General features: G+C 60.4%; 16 protein-coding genes. 14 read left to right on the forward strand and 2 right to left on the reverse strand.

The window, feature by feature from the left end; all coding sequences use genetic code 11:
• Nucleotides 1-5 precede the first annotated feature (5 nt).
• From nuoH to HF949_RS10830, 14 genes are all read left to right on the forward strand, one after another.
• Nucleotides 6-1,049 (forward strand): NADH-quinone oxidoreductase subunit NuoH, encoded by a 1,044-nt coding sequence (gene nuoH / locus HF949_RS10765; RefSeq protein WP_292894987.1) that lies wholly within the window; start codon nucleotides 6-8, stop codon nucleotides 1,047-1,049.
• A 43-nt stretch (nucleotides 1,050-1,092) separates the two neighbouring features.
• The gene (gene nuoI, locus HF949_RS10770) at nucleotides 1,093-1,584 is read left to right on the forward strand and encodes an NADH-quinone oxidoreductase subunit NuoI (protein WP_065817666.1); all 492 of its coding nucleotides are present in this window, start codon (nucleotides 1,093-1,095) and stop codon (nucleotides 1,582-1,584) included.
• Between the two features lie 122 nt (nucleotides 1,585-1,706).
• Complete coding sequence (locus tag HF949_RS10775; RefSeq protein ID WP_292894991.1) at nucleotides 1,707-2,327, forward strand: NADH-quinone oxidoreductase subunit J; 621 nt, start codon at nucleotides 1,707-1,709, stop codon at nucleotides 2,325-2,327.
• Nucleotides 2,328-2,332: 5 nt separating this feature from the next.
• The gene (gene nuoK, locus HF949_RS10780; protein ID WP_025030250.1) at nucleotides 2,333-2,641 is read left to right on the forward strand and encodes an NADH-quinone oxidoreductase subunit NuoK; all 309 of its coding nucleotides are present in this window, start codon (nucleotides 2,333-2,335) and stop codon (nucleotides 2,639-2,641) included.
• Nucleotides 2,642-2,651: 10 nt separating this feature from the next.
• Nucleotides 2,652-4,637 carry an NADH-quinone oxidoreductase subunit L gene (nuoL, locus tag HF949_RS10785; RefSeq protein WP_292894994.1) on the forward strand — a complete coding sequence of 662 codons (1,986 nt, stop codon included), beginning with the start codon at nucleotides 2,652-2,654 and terminating at the stop codon, nucleotides 4,635-4,637.
• 3 nt (nucleotides 4,638-4,640) lie between these two features.
• Entirely contained in the window at nucleotides 4,641-6,155 is a 1,515-nt protein-coding gene (locus tag HF949_RS10790; protein WP_292894997.1) for an NADH-quinone oxidoreductase subunit M, read from the forward strand.
• 15 nt (nucleotides 6,156-6,170) lie between these two features.
• The gene (gene nuoN / locus HF949_RS10795; protein WP_292895000.1) at nucleotides 6,171-7,607 is read left to right on the forward strand and encodes an NADH-quinone oxidoreductase subunit NuoN; all 1,437 of its coding nucleotides are present in this window, start codon (nucleotides 6,171-6,173) and stop codon (nucleotides 7,605-7,607) included.
• A 3-nt stretch (nucleotides 7,608-7,610) separates the two neighbouring features.
• The gene (locus tag HF949_RS10800) at nucleotides 7,611-8,435 is read left to right on the forward strand and encodes a biotin--[acetyl-CoA-carboxylase] ligase (RefSeq protein ID WP_292895003.1); all 825 of its coding nucleotides are present in this window, start codon (nucleotides 7,611-7,613) and stop codon (nucleotides 8,433-8,435) included.
• 13 nt (nucleotides 8,436-8,448) lie between these two features.
• Complete coding sequence (locus HF949_RS10805) at nucleotides 8,449-10,152, forward strand: ribonuclease J (RefSeq protein ID WP_292895006.1); 1,704 nt, start codon at nucleotides 8,449-8,451, stop codon at nucleotides 10,150-10,152.
• Nucleotides 10,153-10,204: 52 nt separating this feature from the next.
• Entirely contained in the window at nucleotides 10,205-10,609 is a 405-nt protein-coding gene (gene mce, locus HF949_RS10810) for a methylmalonyl-CoA epimerase (RefSeq protein WP_292895009.1), read from the forward strand.
• 9 nt (nucleotides 10,610-10,618) lie between these two features.
• Nucleotides 10,619-10,888: a DUF1467 family protein gene (locus HF949_RS10815; protein WP_292895012.1), complete on the forward strand. Its 270-nt coding sequence runs from the start codon at nucleotides 10,619-10,621 to the stop codon at nucleotides 10,886-10,888.
• Nucleotides 10,889-11,391: 503 nt separating this feature from the next.
• Nucleotides 11,392-12,723, forward strand: a complete 1,332-nt coding sequence (gene proS, locus HF949_RS10820; protein ID WP_292895015.1) for a proline--tRNA ligase — start codon at nucleotides 11,392-11,394, stop codon at nucleotides 12,721-12,723.
• A gap of 47 nt (nucleotides 12,724-12,770) precedes the next feature.
• Nucleotides 12,771-14,084, forward strand: coding sequence for a lipoprotein-releasing ABC transporter permease subunit (locus HF949_RS10825; protein WP_292895018.1), 1,314 nt, complete (start codon nucleotides 12,771-12,773; stop codon nucleotides 14,082-14,084).
• Nucleotides 14,084-14,770, forward strand: a complete 687-nt coding sequence (locus HF949_RS10830; protein ID WP_292895021.1) for an ABC transporter ATP-binding protein — start codon at nucleotides 14,084-14,086, stop codon at nucleotides 14,768-14,770. The genes HF949_RS10825 and HF949_RS10830 overlap by 1 nt, the downstream gene beginning before the upstream one ends.
• 418 nt (nucleotides 14,771-15,188) lie before the next feature.
• Here HF949_RS10830 and ggt read toward each other — a convergent pair whose 3' ends face one another.
• Nucleotides 15,189-16,949 (reverse strand): gamma-glutamyltransferase, encoded by a 1,761-nt coding sequence (gene ggt / locus HF949_RS10835; protein ID WP_292895024.1) that lies wholly within the window; start codon nucleotides 16,947-16,949, stop codon nucleotides 15,189-15,191.
• Nucleotides 16,950-17,081: 132 nt separating this feature from the next.
• On the reverse strand, nucleotides 17,082-17,798 hold the full coding sequence (lipB, locus tag HF949_RS10840) for a lipoyl(octanoyl) transferase LipB (protein ID WP_292895027.1): 717 nt from the start codon (nucleotides 17,796-17,798) through the stop codon (nucleotides 17,082-17,084).
• Between the last annotated feature and the right edge of the window lie 120 nt (nucleotides 17,799-17,918).

Here is a 17,918-nt window from a genome sequence, read left to right on the forward strand (position 1 = left end):
GACGAATGGATACCTTCTTTTCAACCTACGTCCTTCCGGGGCTTCTGATCCTTCTGCAGTCGGTGGCGATGATCGTCATCCTCCTGATATTCGTCGCCTATATCCTTTATGCCGACCGCAAGATCTGGGCCGCCGTGCAGCGCCGCCGGGGTCCGAACGTGGTCGGCCCGTGGGGGCTGTTCCAGGCGTTTGCCGACCTTTTCAAGTTCGTCTTCAAGGAGCCGGTGATCCCATCGGGCGCCAACAAGGGCGTGTTCCTGCTGGCGCCGGTCGTTGCCTCGGTTCTGGCGATTGCCGCATGGGCGGTGATCCCGGTCAATGAAGGCTGGGCCATTGCCAATGTGAACATCGGCATTCTCTACGTTTTCGCCATCGCTTCGCTGGAAGTCTATGGCGTGATCATGGGCGGCTGGGCCTCCAACTCGAAATATCCATTCCTCGGCGCGCTGCGTTCGGCGGCACAGATGGTCTCTTATGAGGTCTCCATCGGCTTTGTCATCGTCACCGTCCTGCTCACGGTAGGCTCGCTGAACCTGACCGACATCGTGCTCGCCCAGGGCGACGGTCTTGGCACCATGCTTGGCCTGCCCAACACGTTCCTCGACTGGAACTGGCTGGCGCTGTTCCCCATGTTCATCGTGTTCTTCATCTCGGCGCTGGCCGAGACGAACCGCCCGCCCTTCGATCTGGTGGAAGCTGAATCCGAGCTCGTGGCCGGTCACATGATCGAGTATTCCTCGACGCCGTTCCTGCTCTTCTTCCTCGGCGAGTATGTGGCCATCGTCCTGATGTGTGCGCTCACCACCATCCTATTCCTGGGTGGCTGGCTGCCGCCGCTCGACATGGCGCCCTTCACCTGGGTGCCGGGCGTGATCTGGTTCGTGTTGAAGATGTGCATGGTCTTCTTCATGTTCGCGCTGGTGAAGGCTTTCGTGCCGCGCTACCGCTACGATCAGTTGATGCGCCTTGGCTGGAAAGTGTTCCTGCCGCTGTCGCTCTTCATGGTCGTTGCCACCGCGGCCTTCCTGAAAATCACGGGGATGGCATGACCATGAGAGTTTCCATCCCTGAAACACGCTTCGGAGAAAATCGATGAGTGCGCTTGCACAGGCAGCCAAGTCGCTGCTTCTCAAAGAGTTCGTCGGGGCTGTCATCCTGTCCATGCGGCAGTTCTTTGCGCCGAAATACACGCTGAACTACCCGCATGAAAAAGGCCCGGTCAGCCCGCGCTTTCGTGGCGAGCACGCATTGCGCCGCTATCCCAATGGCGAAGAGCGCTGCATTGCCTGCAAGCTGTGCGAGGCGATCTGCCCGGCCCAGGCCATAACCATCGAGGCGGGTCCCCGCCGCAATGACGGCACGCGCCGCACGGTGCGCTACGACATCGACATGGTGAAGTGCATCTATTGCGGTTTTTGTCAGGAAGCCTGCCCGGTGGACGCTATCGTCGAGGGGCCGAACTTCGAATTCGCGACGGAAACGCGCGAGGAACTTTATTACGACAAGGACAAGCTGCTTGCCAATGGCGATCGCTGGGAGCGGGAACTGGCGCGCAACATTGCGCTGGATGCACCATACCGGTGACGGTTTGACCTGTGGACGGGGGCAGGGCGCCCGTCTAAACGAAGCATCGTGAATACCCGGCGCGCCGGGTTTATTGAAAAGCCGTGGCGTTTTGTTGCGGCAGGCTAGGTACCGAGGGAACCATGCTGACAGGACTTGAGGCGATTTTCTTTTATCTGTTCGCCTTTCTCACCGTGGCGGCGGCCTTCATGGTCATCGCGGCACGCAATCCCGTGCATTCGGTGCTCTTTCTGATCGTCGCGTTCTTCAACTCGGCCGGTCTCTTCCTTCTGACAGGCGCGGAGTTCCTCGCCTTCATCATGCTTGTCGTCTATGTGGGCGCGGTCGCCGTGCTCTTCCTGTTCGTCGTCATGATGCTGGATGTGGATTTCGCCGAACTGAAGCGCGGAGCGCTGCAATATGCGCCGGTGGGCGCGCTGGTCGGCATCATCCTTGCCGCGGAGCTTGTCATCGTGCTGGGAGGCTATGCCTTCGCGCCCGAGCTTTCGGGCGAGGTTGCGCAGCCAACGCCGCCGATCGATGTGCGACACAACACGGCGGCACTCGGCGACATTCTCTACACGGATTACATCCATTTCTTCCAGATCGCCGGCATGGTGCTTTTGGTCGCCATGATCGGCGCCATCGTGCTGACGCTGCGCCACAAGGACAACGTCAAGCGGCAGAACATTTCTGCCCAGGTGGCGCGCACGCCTGAAACGGCGATCGAGATCAAGAAAGTCGAAACGGGCGAGGGACTTTGATCATGCTGGAAATCGGCATCGCACACTATCTGACCGTCTCGGCCATCCTGTTCACGCTCGGCGTGTTCGGCATCTTCCTGAACCGGAAGAACGTCATCATCATCCTGATGTCGGTCGAGCTGATCCTGCTTGCGGTCAACCTGAACTTCGTCGCCTTCTCCTCGGTTCTGGGAGATCTCGTCGGACAGGTTTTCGCACTCTTCGTTCTCACCGTCGCGGCGGCGGAAGCCGCGATCGGTCTTGCCATTCTCGTCGTCTTCTTCCGCAATCGCGGCACCATCGCCGTCGAAGACATCAACATGATGAAGGGCTGAGCATACGGCCATGTATCAAGCGATCGTATTTCTCCCGCTTATCGGCTTTCTGATTGCCGGGCTGTTCGGCCGCTCCATCGGCGCGAAGGGGTCCGAGCTGATCACCAGCGGCCTGATGGTTATTGTCGCGCTTCTGTCCTGGGTGGCCTTCTTTTCGGTCGCCATGGGCAGCGGCGAGGCATTCACCGTACCGCTCCTTTCCTTCATCACGTCGGGTAATCTGGATGTGTCGTGGGCGATTCGCGTCGACACGCTGACTGTCGTCATGCTGATCGTGGTGAACACGGTCTCGGCGCTGGTTCACATCTATTCGATCGGCTACATGCACCACGATCCGCATCGGCCGCGCTTCTTCGCCTATCTGTCGCTCTTCACCTTCGCCATGCTCATGCTGGTGACATCGGACAATCTGATCCAGATGTTCTTCGGCTGGGAAGGCGTGGGTCTGGCCTCCTATCTCCTGATCGGCTTCTGGTTCAAGAAACCCTCGGCCAATGCCGCAGCCATGAAGGCATTCATCGTCAACCGCGTCGGCGATTTCGGCTTCCTGCTTGGCATTTTCGGCGTCTACATGCTGTTCGGTTCGGTGAACTTCAGCACCATCTTCGCCAATGCGGCCACCTATCTGCCCGCCGAAGGCGCAGAGGCTGGCGAGCCGGTCCTGACCTTCCTCGGCTACGCGCTGGACAAGGGCGGCGCGCTGACGGCGATCTGTCTGCTTCTGTTCATGGGCGCCATGGGCAAGTCCGCGCAGGTGCCGCTGCACACATGGCTGCCGGACGCCATGGAAGGCCCGACCCCGGTCTCTGCGCTCATCCACGCCGCCACCATGGTGACGGCCGGTGTCTTCATGGTCGCGCGTCTGTCGCCGATCTTCGAACTGTCGCACACGGCTCTCACCGTCGTGACCTTCGTCGGCGCGTTCACGGCCTTCTTCGCCGCGACCGTGGGCCTCGTGCAGAACGACATCAAGCGCGTCATCGCCTATTCGACCTGTTCGCAGCTCGGCTACATGTTCGTGGCCCTTGGCACCGGCTTTTACAGCGCGGCCATCTTCCACCTGTTCACGCACGCCTTCTTCAAGGCACTCCTGTTCCTTGGGTCCGGTTCGGTTATCCATGCCGTTTCCGACGAGCAGGACATGCGCAAGATGGGCGGTCTCAGGAAGCTTATCCCCCAGACCTACTGGATGATGATCATCGGCACGATCGCGCTTACGGGCGTGGGCATCCCGTTGACGGTCATCGGCACGGCTGGTTTCTTCTCCAAGGATGCGATCATCGAAGGCGCATTCGCCGCCGAGAACTACTTCGCCATGTTCTCCTTCATCCTGCTCACCGTGGCCGCCGTGTTCACCAGCTTCTATTCGTGGCGCCTTATCTTCATGACCTTCCACGGCAAGCCGCGCGCGTCTGCCGATGTGATGCACCATGTGCATGAATCGCCGCTGGTCATGCTCGTGCCGCTGTTCATCCTGGCCGTTGGCGCACTCTTCGCCGGCGTTGCCTTCAAGGAGTTCTTCGTCGGCCACGAATACGAACACTTCTGGAAGGGCGCGCTCTTCACATTGCCCGACAACCACATGCTGGAAGAGTTTCACCACGTGCCCGTCTGGGTGAAGCTTGCCCCGTTCGTCGCTATGCTTCTTGGCTTCTATGTCGCCTGGGTCTATTACATCCGGTCGCCAGAGCGCCCCAAGCGGCTTGCACAGCAGTTCAGCGGGCTCTACACCTTCCTGCTCAACAAATGGTATTTCGACGAGCTCTATGACTTCCTGTTCGTCCGGCCGGCCAAGCGCCTGGGCCACTTCCTGTGGAAGAAGGGCGACGGCATGGTCATCGACGGTCTCGGCCCGGATGGCATTTCGGCCCGTGTGGTCGATGTGACCAACCGGATCGTCAAGCTGCAGAGCGGCTATCTCTATCACTACGCCTTCGCCATGCTCATCGGCGTTGCTGCCCTCGTTACCTGGATGATGCTTGGAGGCACGTTCTAAGCCATGACCGACTGGCCAATTCTTTCCACGGTCACCTTCCTGCCGCTGGTAGGTGCGCTTCTCATCCTCCTGATCCGGGAGGACGGTGCCGGTGCGCGCCGCAACATTCGCAATGTCGCGCTTCTGACGACGGTTTTCACCTTCGTCCTGTCGCTTTTCATCTGGATCGGCTTCGATGCATCGACGCCCGGTTTCCAGATGGTCGAAAAGCGCGAATGGCTGGGCTCCGGCATTTCCTATCACATGGGTGTCGACGGCATCTCCATGCTGTTCGTCATCCTGACCACCTTCCTCATGCCGCTATGCGTTCTGGCAAGCTGGGAGGCGGTGGAGCACCGCGTCAAGGAATACATGATCGCGTTTCTGATACTGGAAACGCTCATGATCGGCGTGTTCTGCGCGCTCGACATCGTGCTTTTCTACGTGTTCTTCGAGGCGGGCCTCATTCCGATGTTCATCATCATCGGCGTCTGGGGCGGCAAGCGGCGCGTCTATGCGAGCTTCAAGTTCTTCCTCTACACGCTGCTCGGCTCGGTTCTCATGCTGCTCGCCATGATGGCGATGTACTGGCAGGCCGGAACAACGGATATCCCAACGCTTCTGACCCATGTTTTCCCTGAAGGCATGCAATATTGGCTATGGGGGGCCTTCTTCGCTTCCTTTGCGGTCAAGATGCCCATGTGGCCGGTGCACACCTGGCTGCCTGACGCGCACGTTGAAGCGCCTACGGCCGGCTCGGTCATCCTGGCGGGTATCCTGCTGAAGATGGGCGGCTATGGCTTCCTGCGTTTCTCGCTTCCCATGTTCCCGGTCGCTTCCATCGATCTGGCGCCGCTGGTCTTCACCCTGTCGGTCATTGCCATCATCTACACCTCTCTGGTGGCGCTGATGCAGGAGGACATCAAGAAGCTGATCGCTTATTCCTCGGTCGCCCATATGGGCTTCGTCACCATGGGCATTTTCGCGATCAACGAGCAGGGCGTGCAGGGCGCGATCTTCCAGATGCTCTCGCACGGTCTCGTCTCGGGTGCGCTCTTCCTGTGTGTCGGCGTCATCTACGACCGCATGCACACACGCGAGATCGCGGCCTATGGCGGTCTGGTCAACAACATGCCCAAATACGCCACCGTGTTCATGATCTTCACCATGGCGAATGTGGGCCTGCCCGGCACCAGCGGCTTCGTCGGCGAGTTCCTGACGCTTCTGTCGGTGTTCAAGGTCAACACGTGGGTCGCGCTCTTCGCCACCACCGGTGTCATCCTGTCGGCAGGCTATGCGCTCTGGCTCTATCGCCGGGTGATTTTCGGCTCGCTGACCAAGGAAAGCCTCAAGGGCATGCTCGATCTGTCGGCGCGCGAGAAGCTGATTCTCTACCCGCTGGTGGTGCTGGTCATCTTCTTCGGTGTCTACCCGGCACCGATCCTCGATGCGACGGCGGTTTCGGTCGAAGCACTTGTGAACAATGTCTCCCTGTCGGCCGACATGGCACGGGAAGCGGCAACCGCTGCCGCGCAGTAAACGGATTGAAAGCGAATGACGCCTGATCTGACGATAAGCCTGATCCTTGCAACGCCGGAGCTGATCCTGGCGGTGGGCGCTATGGCGCTCCTGATGGTCGGTGTCTTTTCCGGCCCCCGTGCCAATTCCACCGTCACCGGTCTTGCGGTTGCGCTTCTGGTCGCCGTGATCGCGCTGATGGTGATCTTCCCGGCCGATGGCCGCGCCTTTGGCGGAGCCTTCGTGAGCGATGCGTTCGCGCGCTTCATGAAGATCCTGACGCTGGTCGGATCCGTGGTGACGCTTGTCATGTCGGTCGGTTTCGCCAAGGCGGAGAAGTTCGACAAGTTCGAATTCCCGGTTCTCATCATGCTGGCCACGCTTGGCATGATGCTGATGATCTCGGCCAACGACATGATCGCGCTCTATCTCGGCCTCGAGCTGCAGTCGCTGGCACTCTATGTCGTTGCCGCCATCAACCGCGACAGCGCACGCTCCACCGAGGCGGGCCTGAAATACTTTGTTCTGGGCGCGCTCTCTTCGGGCATGATGCTTTACGGCATTTCGCTGGTCTACGGCTACACGGGCAACACCGGCTTCGACGTCATCGCCGCAACGCTGACGGGTGCAGAGCGTCAGCTCGGACTCGTCTTCGGTCTGGTCTTCGTGCTTGCCGGTCTCGCCTTCAAGATTTCGGCCGTTCCGTTCCACATGTGGACGCCGGACGTCTATGAAGGCGCGCCGACGCCGGTGACAGCCTTCTTTGCTGCCGCGCCCAAGATGGCGGCCATGGCGCTTCTGGTGCGTGTCACCATGGGGGCGTTCGAGCCAATTGCCAGCGACTGGCAGCAGATCATCGTCTTCATCGCGATTGCCTCCATGATCCTTGGTGCTTTCGCGGCCATCGGCCAGCGCAACATCAAGCGCCTCATGGCCTATTCCTCCATCGGCCATGTGGGCTACGCCCTTGTCGGGCTTGCCGCAAACTCCGAGGCTGGCGTGAAGGGCGTGGCAATCTACATGCTCATCTATCTGGCCATGACGCTCGGCACGTTTGCCGTGATCCTGGCCATGCGCCGCAATGACGGCAATGTCGAGCAGATCGACGATCTGGCCGGCCTCTCGTCGACCAATCCGATGATGGCCACGATCATGACCATTCTCATGTTCTCTCTGGCTGGCATTCCGCCGCTCGCCGGCTTCTGGGGAAAATGGTACGTGTTCCTCGCCGCCATCGACGCAAAACTCTATGCACTCGCGGTCATCGGCGTGGTCAGCTCTGTAGTCGGCGCGTTTTACTATCTGCGCGTAATCAAGATCATGTGGTTCGACGAATCGGCGGGCGGCTTCCAGCCCATGGCGGGCGAATTGCGCTTCGTGATGCTCCTGTCGGGCGCCTTCGTGCTGCTCTATGTTCTGATCGGTGGCCCTGTCGGGCGTTTCGCCGAGGCTGCCGCAAAGACCTTCTTCTAGGCCATGGCCTTTCGTCTGGCGCCTTCGGCGGAAACGGCCGGCTATCGGCTGGAAGCCCATGAGAGCGTCGGGTCCACCAATGCGCTGGCGCTGGATCATGCGCGCGCCGGCGATCAGGGCAACCTCTGGGTTGTCGCTTCCAGACAGGAGAGCGGGCGTGGAAGGCGCGGACGGGAATGGGCAACACCTCCCGGCAACCTTGCCGCCACGCTTTTGAATGTCGGTCATTTCGAGCCGGCCACGGCGGCCACGCTCGGCTTCGTTGCAGGGCTGGCCCTGTCCGATGCGCTTCTGGCAGTCGTGCCAGAAAAGCGCATCGCGGTTGCTGCTGATGGTGGCGACATGCCGGGTGGACGCTTTGCTCTCAAATGGCCAAATGACGTTCTGGCCGACGGTGCGAAGCTTTCCGGCATTCTGCTGGAATCGACCATTCTGCCCGATGGGCGGTTCGCCATTGCGGTGGGCATCGGCGTGAATGTCATCTCTCATCCGGACAACACGCCCTATCCTGCAACCTCGCTCAGGGCGTTGGGGTTTGGCGGTGATGCGGGCGATCTGTTCCTTGCGCTTTCGGACGCCTGGGTCGATAACAGTCGCCTTTGGAATGGCGGTCGCGGGCTCGATGCCATTCGCAGCCGCTGGCTGAAAAGAGCGGCGGGCCTCGGCTCGCCCGTGTCGATCCGTGTCGAAGGGCGCGTGGCGCGCGGCACATTCGAAACCATCGACGAAGCCTGTCGCTTCGTCATCCGCGAGGCGGACGGTTCATTGTTGAGAATTGCAGCAGGCGACGTCCATTTTGGCGCGGTCGCCTCTGTGCAGGCAGATTAAGAGAAGGGGACCCATGGCGCGTTCCAGCACAAAAAAGCCGGCCAAGAGCGGCGATCTGAAAAATTCCGAGCTGGTTTTCTGCCCGCTTGGCGGTGTCGGCGAGATCGGCATGAATTTCGGGCTCTATGGGTTTGGGCCCGCCGCCAAACGCGAATGGATCGTTGTTGATTGCGGTGTCACCTTTCCGGGGCCGGAGCTTCCCGGCGTCGATCTGGTTTTGCCCGACATCAGCTTCATCCGTGGCGAGGTCGATCGGCTGCGTGGCATCGTGATCACCCACGCGCATGAAGACCACTACGGTGCCGTGCTCGATCTTTGGCCGCTGCTCAAGTCCGATGTCTGGATGACGCCTTTTGCCGCCGGATTGCTCGACGCCAAGCGCCAGTCCGAATCCGGGGCACCCGATGTTCCGGTGAAGATATTCAGGGCCGGCGAAACATTCGAGATCGGTCCGTTCAGCATCGAGGCCATTGCCGTCGCGCACTCCATTCCCGAGCCGGTTTCACTCGCCATTACCACACCATTGGGAACGGTGGTGCACACGGGCGACTGGAAGATCGACCCGGCCCCTGCCATCGGTCCCAAGACCGACGAGGCGCGCTTCCGCGCGATCGGCGATGAAGGCGTTCTGGCGCTCGTCTGCGATTCCACCAACGCCATGCGCGAAGGCGAATCGCCCACCGAACAGGCCGTTGGCGAAGGGCTGAAGGAAGTGATCGAGGCGGCGTCCGGCCGTGTCGTCGTCACCACCTTCTCTTCGAATGTCGGGCGCATCCGCTCTATCGCGGAGGCCGCGCGCGATGCCGGTCGCCAGCTTCTCGTGCTCGGCCGTTCCATGAAACGCGTTATCGATGTGGCGACCGAGCTTGGCTATCTCGATGGTCTCCCCGAATATCTGGATGAAGACGAATTCCAGCATGTGCCCCGCGACAAGGTTGTGGTTCTGTGCACCGGAAGCCAGGGCGAGAGCCGCGCCGCGCTCGCCAAGCTCGCCCGCGACGAGATGCGCAATGTCGCGCTCACGGCGGGCGATACGGTGGTCTATTCCTCGCGCCTCATCCCCGGCAACGAGAAGGCGGTTCTGGAGACCAAGAACCGTCTGATCGAGATGGGCATCGAGATCATCGAGGATGACGACGCATTGGTCCACGTGTCCGGTCACCCGCGCCGCAGCGAATTGAAGCGCATGTATTCCTGGGTGCGTCCGCAGATCCTCGTGCCGGTGCATGGCGAGGCCGCGCATCTGGTAGCGCAGGGCTCGCTCGGCGCGATGGAAGGCATTCCCGAGGTCACGCAGGTGCGCAATGGCGACATGCTGCGCCTTGCTCCCGGACCGGCCGAAATCATCGACGAGGTCCAGCATGGGCGTTTCTTCAAGGATGGCCGGCTTCTGGGCGACGATGAAGAGATGGGCATCCGCGATCGCCGCAAACTTTCCTATGCCGGCCATGTCGTGCTCAATGTCGTGCTTGATGAACGCTTCAATCTCGATGGCGACCCCGATATCGTCGCCATCGGTGTGGCCGAGCGTGATGCGCGGGGAGAGCTTCTCGAGGACATCATGCTGGACGCAGCATCCGGTGCTTTGCGCAGCATTCCGCGCAACCGCCGCAAGGATCTCGACCTGGTGTCGGAATCAGTCCGCCGTGCGGTGCGCAATGCGGCAAATGCCGCATGGGGCAAAAAGCCCATTGTGACGGTCTTCGTCACGCAATAAGCAAAGGGGTGGGGTGCCAGTCACCTCACCGCATTGCAGGAGATGTCAGCCGATGCTTGGAAAGCTCAATCACGTGGCAATCGCCGTGCCTGATCTTGAGAAGGCGTCGGCCCTTTATCGCGATACACTGGGCGCGAAGGTTTCCGTACCGCAGGCCTTGCCCGAGCACGGTGTCACGGTGGTCTTCATTGAACTCGACAATACGAAGGTCGAACTGCTTGAACCACTCGGTGAAGGGTCGCCCATTGCCGGGTTCCTTTCAAAGAATCCAGACGGCGGCATGCATCACATTTGCTACGAGGTGGCTGACATCTCAGCCGCGCGCGACCGGCTGAAAGCGGATGGCGCGCGCATTCTTGGAGACGGACAGCCGAAGATCGGTGCCCATGGCAAGCCAGTCCTCTTTCTTCACCCCAAGGACTTTACTGGCACCCTTGTCGAACTCGAACAGGTCTGAGGTTCACCAATGGGCTGGGTTTCTCTTCTCGCCGTATTTTTCATTGTCTGGTGGACGGTGCTTTTCATTGCACTGCCGTTCGGCCTGCGTACGCAGGAGGAAGACGGTGAGGTGACACTCGGCACCACCGAAAGCGCGCCGCGCGGGCCGCATATGCTGCGGGCACTCATCCGCACAACGATCATCGCGCTGCTCATTTGCGGCCTTCTGGTTCTGATGACCCGCGGTCTGGGATACTCGTTTGACGACATCCCAAGGGTCGTGCCCAGGTTCGACTGAACCGATAGCTTACGGTCTCAAAAACCGTTTCGGACGCACCCGAAATCTTCGATCATGAACGGTGCCGGGCATGAGGGTGTCCGGGCCCTGGACATCGGTCGGGGCAGGGCGGCTTCTCCCAAAAAAAATGCAAGGCCCAAAGGCCTTGCTAACTCAACGCGTCCGATCCTTTGCCGTATCATCGTCGGCGGCTGCGAGTTACCGCGCCTGGACCGCATCCTCCCAAGACTTTGACCGCGTAATGAGGATGAATTTCAGCTCCACCCTCTTATTATGGGAGGGCACCATAGAGCAAGTTGAGACGAAATGTCACGAGGAAAATTGCCTTTGAAATGCTTTGTTATCAAATTGCTCTGCGGTGGCGGTTTTGAAGAACGGAGCACGGGGCGGCCATATGGCTTCGGCTTTTCATTCTGTTGCGAAATGGTTAAGACACCGGCCTTGAACCGTTTGTCATTTTGATTCCGAACAGGCTCTGCCGAGCCGCTTCCATGGATACGTATATGCGACTGTCGCGCTACTTTCTGCCGATCCTGAAAGAAACCCCTCGTGAGGCTGAAATCGTCTCTCACCGTCTGATGCTGCGAGCCGGTATGATCCGTCAGCAGGGCGCCGGGAGCTTTTCCTGGCTGCCGCTGGGTAAGCGCGTTCTCGACAAGGTCAATCAGATCATCCGCGAAGAGCAGAACCGGGCAGGGGCCCAGGAAATCCTGATGCCCACCATCCAGTCGGCCGATCTGTGGATGGAGAGCGGGCGCTATGACGATTACGGCAAGGAGATGCTGCGCATCACCGACCGGCACGAGCGCAAGATGCTCTATGGCCCAACCAATGAAGAGATGGTGACGGACATCTTCCGTTCCTACGTCAAATCCTACAAGGACCTGCCGCTCAATCTCTATCACATCCAGTGGAAGTTTCGCGATGAGGTGCGCCCGCGCTTCGGCGTGATGCGTTCGCGCGAGTTTTTGATGAAGGATGCCTACTCCTTCGATCTCGACTTCGAGGGCGCGAAGGCCGCTTACAACCGCATGTTCGTTGCCTATCTGCGCACATTTGCACGGATGGGCCTGCAGGCGATCCCGATGCGCGCCGACACCGGACCCATCGGCGGCGATCTCAGCCACGAATTCATCATCCTCGCCTCCACCGGCGAGAGCGAGGTGTTCTGCCGCAAGAAGTTCCTCGATCTGCAAGTGCCGGGCGCTGATGTCGATTTCAGCAATGATGCGGAGATTGCCGACATCGTGACCACCTGGACAACGCCCTATGCGGCAACCGACGAGATGCATGACGAAGCTGCATGGAACGCTATTCCCGATGAGGAGAAAGTTTCTGCGCGCGGTATCGAAGTCGGTCATATTTTCCACTTCGGCACCAAGTATTCCAAGCCGATGAACGCAACCGTCACCGGTCCGGACGGCAAGGAGCATCATGTGTCCATGGGATCCTACGGCATTGGCCCAAGCCGCCTGCTGGCGGCCATCATTGAAGCCAGCCACGACGAGAACGGCATCATCTGGCCGGAGAGCGTCGCGCCTTTCGATGTGGGCCTGATCAACATGAAGGTGGGTGACGAAGCCTGCGACCGCATCTGCGAAGAGCTTTACGGAAAGCTGCAGGCTGCGGGCAGGGATGTGCTTTATGACGATACGGACCAGCGCGCCGGCGGCAAGTTTGCCACCGCGGACCTGATTGGTCTTCCCTGGCAATTGGTGGTCGGCCCGCGGGGTGTCGCCAATGGCGAGGTGGAGCTCAAGAACCGGGCCTCCGGAGAGCGGGTTTCCCTGTCGGTCGAAGATGCGCTCAACCGTCTCGCTCAGGGCGTCGCATGAGGCGATGCCGCGATTTTCGTTTGCGCAAGAGCCTTTGAGGTCGAGCCATGAGTGAAGCCGCCACCAGCGGAGAAGCCACGCAGAGCGCCCCGGGGAAACCTCTCGGCGCCGGACCGTTCTCCCGTTTCGAGCGGCTGATCGCCTGGCGCTACCTTCGCTCTCGCCGGAAAGAGACGGTCATCTCGGTGATCGCTTCCATTTCCTTCATTGGCATCATGCTGGGCGTGGCGACGCTGATTGTCGTGATGGCGGTGATGAATGGTTTTCGCGCCGAATTGCTTACCCGTATTCTTGGCGTCAACGGTCATCTCATCGTGCAGCCCATCGATATGCCGATGGATGATTATGAGGGTGTGGCCAGTCGCATTGAGGGCGTCGAGGGCGTTCGCATCGCCATGCCGATGGTGCAGGGGCAGGTGCTTGTTTCCGGCCGCAGCGGAGCAGGAACGGGGGCCGTGGTGCGCGGCGTGCGCGCAGACGATCTGTCTCGTCTCGAACTGGTTTCCGATAACATCAAGGAAGGCTCTCTTGTCGGCTTTGCTGCAGGTGAGGGGCTCGCTGTCGGCTCTCGCATGGCGCAGAATCTGGGTCTTACGGTTGGCGATTCCGTTACGCTGGTTGCCCCTGATGGCGACATTACGCCCTTCGGGACAACACCACGCGTGAAGACCTACCCGATCTCAGCCACATTCGAGATCGGTATGTCGGAATACGATTCTTCCATCATCTACATGCCGCTCCAGGAGGCGCAGCTCTATTTCAATGCGGAGGGGCTGGTGCAGTCGATCGAGCTTTTCGTCGACAATCCCGATGCCGTGGACGTCCTGCGCCCCAGGGTGGAAGAGGCCGCTCAGCGTCCCATCCTTCTCTCCGACTGGCGCCAGCGCAACAGCACCTTCTTCTCCGCGCTCGAAGTGGAGCGCAACGTCATGTTCATGATCCTGACGATGATCGTGCTTGTCGCCGCACTCAACATCATTTCCGGTCTTGTGATGCTGGTGAAGGACAAGGGGCACGACATCGCCATTCTGCGCACCATGGGAGCGACGAGTGGGGCCATCATGCGCATCTTCTTGATGACGGGCGCGGCGATCGGCGTTGCCGGCACGCTTGCCGGTGTCATTCTCGGTGTCGTCATCTGCTGGAACGTCGAGTCCATTCGCCAGTTCTTCTCCTGGCTTTCAGGCACCACGATCTTTGATCCCGAACTCTATTTCCTGAGCCAGTTGCCGGCCAAGATGGAAGCGGGCGAAACAGTTGCGGTCATTATCATGGCTCTGGTTCTGTCCTTCGTGGCAACGCTCTTTCCTGCCTGGCGGGCCTCCCGGCTCGATCCGGTCGATGCTCTGAGGTATGACTGATGGCGGCACCCATTCTGGAACTGAAGGGCATAGAGCGCAGCTACCGCGAGGGCGAGGGCAGGCTCACCATCCTCCGGGATGCCGCATTTTCCCTGAACACGGGCGAGATGGTGGCGCTGGTTGCCCCGTCAGGAGCTGGCAAGTCGACATTGCTGCATCTGGCAGGACTCCTTGAGGCACCGGACTCCGGTGAGGTGATTGTCGGAGGTCAGGCGTGCGGCCGGCTCGCGGATGATGCGCGCACTGCGATCCGGCGTAACGAGATCGGCTTCGTCTACCAGTTTCATCATCTGCTGCCGGAGTTCTCCGCAGAAGAGAACGTCATGATCCCGCAGATGATCACCGGCATGGCACCGGCAGAGGCGAAGGAGCGTGCGGGACAGCTTCTTGATTACCTGCGTGTTGGCCACCGGGCGAGCCACAGGCCGGCCGAGCTGTCGGGTGGCGAGCAGCAAAGGGTGGCCATCGCCCGGGCTGTCGCCAACGCCCCGCGTATTCTTCTCGCGGATGAGCCGACCGGCAATCTCGACCCCAAGACGGCAGGCTATGTGTTCGACGCGCTAGAGGCGCTCGTGCGTCAGTCCGGCCTTGCAGCCCTGATCGCCACTCACAATCATGAACTGGCCGCGCGGATGGACCGCGTCGTCACGCTGAGCGGCGGCAAGGTTGTCGCCTGGACCGGGTAACGCATCAGCAGCGTCCCTGCGTGTCGATAGCCTCCGGACGACCGAGGGGCTTCTGAACGTCTGTTTGCGAATTAACCCTACGTAAACCCTGATTGCTAGGCCCGGAAGAGGCGCCTTCTATCGCGCTTGACGATGGAACAAAAATAGAACATAAAGGGATTATAAAGTGATCAGGAGGGATAAATGACCGATCTTGTCCAGGATGTCGTCTCGCTCGTTGCCGTCAGTTCCTTTATCATGATGGCTGCTGTGGTGATCGGCGCCATTTGATGCTTGCCGGTGCCGTGCGTGTGATGTCAGGCACCGCCCGAATGTGAAAGAGGCGGGAAGGCCCGCCTCTCTGTCTGTGCTGTGTTGCTTCCCATGAAACCGTGCCATGCAGAAACCGGCAGCTGTTATTTCTGAACTACGCTGTTGACTAGTCGCCAATAGCCACGCCTTCGCGGCGCGGGTCGGCAGCCCCTTCCAGACCTTCCGGAGTGAGCGTGATGCCGTGCAGGCCGGAGTTGAGGTCGCCGATGGATGTCTTGAAGCCAAGCGCGTCGAGATCGTTCTGCATCTCCTCGGCTTTGGTGCCGGCTTCCAGCGTGTAGGTGCCGAAACGATTTGTCAGATGCGGCAGGTCGATGGCCTGTTGCATGTTCATGCCCCAGTCTGTCAGTGCGATGATCGCGTTCGCGACATAGGGTATGATGTTGCTACCGCCAGGCGAGCCAAGCGCGTGGAGCGGTTTTCCGTCCTTCAGAACGATCGTCGGCGACATGGAGGAGCGCGGACGCTTGCCTGGTTCGACCCGGTTGGCCACAGCCTCGCCATCGGCTTCAGGCGCAAACGAGAAATCCGTGAGCTGATTGTTGAGGATGAAACCGGCCGCCAACTGGCGTGAGCCGAAAGCGCTTTCCACCGATGTCGTCATTGAGGCGATGTTGCCCGCCTTGTCGACAATAACGAAATGCGATGTCGAGGGCTGCTCGAGGCTCATGCCGTCGATGCGCAATTCGGCTTTATCCCATGGCGGATCTCCAGCCTTCACGTCATCCGCGCCAAGGGCGGTGGGACGGCGGATCAGTGCCGCACGCGCTTTCAGATATTCCTGGTCGAGAAGACCCTTCGGCATTTTGACGAAATCGCTGTCGGCCATGTAGCGGCCCCGGTCGGCGAAGGCGAGCCGCGTTGCGTCACCAATGATGCGCCAGCTTTCGGGGTCCTCGGGGCCGAGACTGCCCAGGTCGAATGTGCCAACCATACCGAGGATCTGCCCGACGGTCAGCGCGCCGGAGGAGGGGGGACCCATTCCGCAAACCTCAAATTCGCGGTAGGGAGCGCATACCGCGTCACGCTCCTTCACCTCGTACCCCGCCAGATCCTCAAGTGTCAGAAGGCCGGGATTGTCTTTATGTGCCTTGACCGCCGCCACGATCTGCTGAGCGACCGGTCCCTTGTAGAAGCCGTCTGCTCCATACTCGGCAATTCGTTTCAGTGTTGCGGCATAGTCCGGATTTTTCAGGATCGATCCGACCGCGACTGCCTCGCCATCCTTGTCATAAAAATAGGCGCGGGCGGCAGGTTGCGTGTCGAGCCGGCCCTTGTCTTCCTCGATGAGAGCGTGAAGCCGGGGCGAGACAGTAAAACCCGCTTCCGCCAGCCGGATTGCCGGTTCAAGAAGCGTTGGCCACTCAAGCTTTCCGGCACGTTTGTGGATGGTTTCCATCAGGCGCACCACCCCCGGTGCACCGACCGAGCGTCCGCCGACCACGGCATCGAAGAAGGCTAGCGGTTCGCCCTGCTTGTCGAGGAACAGCTCTGGTGTTGCCGCGGCGGGCGCGGTTTCCCGTCCATCGAAGGTTGTGACCTTCCCGGTTTCAGCGTCATACCAGACAAGGAATGCTCCGCCGCCGATGCCCGATGATTGCGGCTCTACCAGACCGAGCACCGTCTGCACGGCGACGAGTGCATCGGCAGCACTTCCGCCGTTGCGGAGAATGTCGAGACCCGCCTCCGCCGCAAGCGGATTGGCGGCCGCCACCATCTGTTCTTTTGCGTGAACCGTCGTTTTGGATGTAAGCCCGCTTGCGCTCTCGGGTGCGTGGGCATCGGTCGCCTGTTGGGCAATCGCTGCAGGACTGGTCATGGAGAGGGAAATGAGGGCAATGGCCCCAAGGGCATGTGATAATCGCATCGTGGCGCTCCTCCGTCAGAGCGCCGCGCATCCCGAACCGGATCGCCGAAACGCTCTCAAGCCTTGCGTGACGCGACTGCCAGCCATTTGCGATCGCGCCATCGCTTATTCATGCCGGACCTGTCCCGGGCGTCAACGGCTTTCCGCAGGGCCGAACACCTCGGCAAAAGCGGCTTTGAGCGCGAGGTCGAGATCCTCCATCGTCACCGGCAGACCAAGATCGACCAGGCTGGTGACACCATAACCGCTTATACCGCAGGGTACGATGCCGCCGAAATGAGCCAGATCCGGCTCGACGTTGATCGAGATGCCGTGAAAGCTGACCCAGCGCCGCAGGCGAATCCCGATGGCGGCAATCTTGTCTTCGGCGGGCAGGCTCCCGGGCAGGGGCGGCTTGTCCGGCCGTACCACCCAGACACCGACACGATCCTCGCGCCGCTCGCCCTTGATGTTGAACCGTTCCAGCGTAGCGATAATCCAGGCTTCCAGGGCAGCGATGAAGGCGCGCACATCCTCGCGGCGGGTCTTCAGGTCAAGCATCACATAGGCGACCCTCTGGCCCGGCCCATGATAGGTGTATTCGCCGCCGCGGCCCGTCTTGTAGACCGGGAAGCGGCCTTTTTCGAGCAGGTCGGCGCTATTGGCGCTTGTACCGGCTGTGTAGAGCGGTGGGTGCTCCACCAGCCATACGAGCTCAGAGGCTTTCCCTTCGCGAATCAGGCCGGCTCGCTCTTCCATAAAGGCGACGGCCTGTTCGTAATCGGTCAAACCCGGTTCGATTCGCCATTCCACGGGCGCACCCGCCACGCGCGGCAGGAATTCCGTGTCGATCTGGCCGCGTTCGCTCATCGCATCATCCCGTCAGGTACTGAAACTGCCCGACACATATGGAGACAAACCGGTTACGGGTCCAGTGCACGGCGGTCATGTGGGTTCAGATGATTTTTTTCGTCTTTTTGAAGAAGGGCG

This window comes from Nitratireductor sp. (genome assembly GCF_017794765.1).
GTDB lineage: Bacteria > Pseudomonadota > Alphaproteobacteria > Rhizobiales > Rhizobiaceae > Nitratireductor.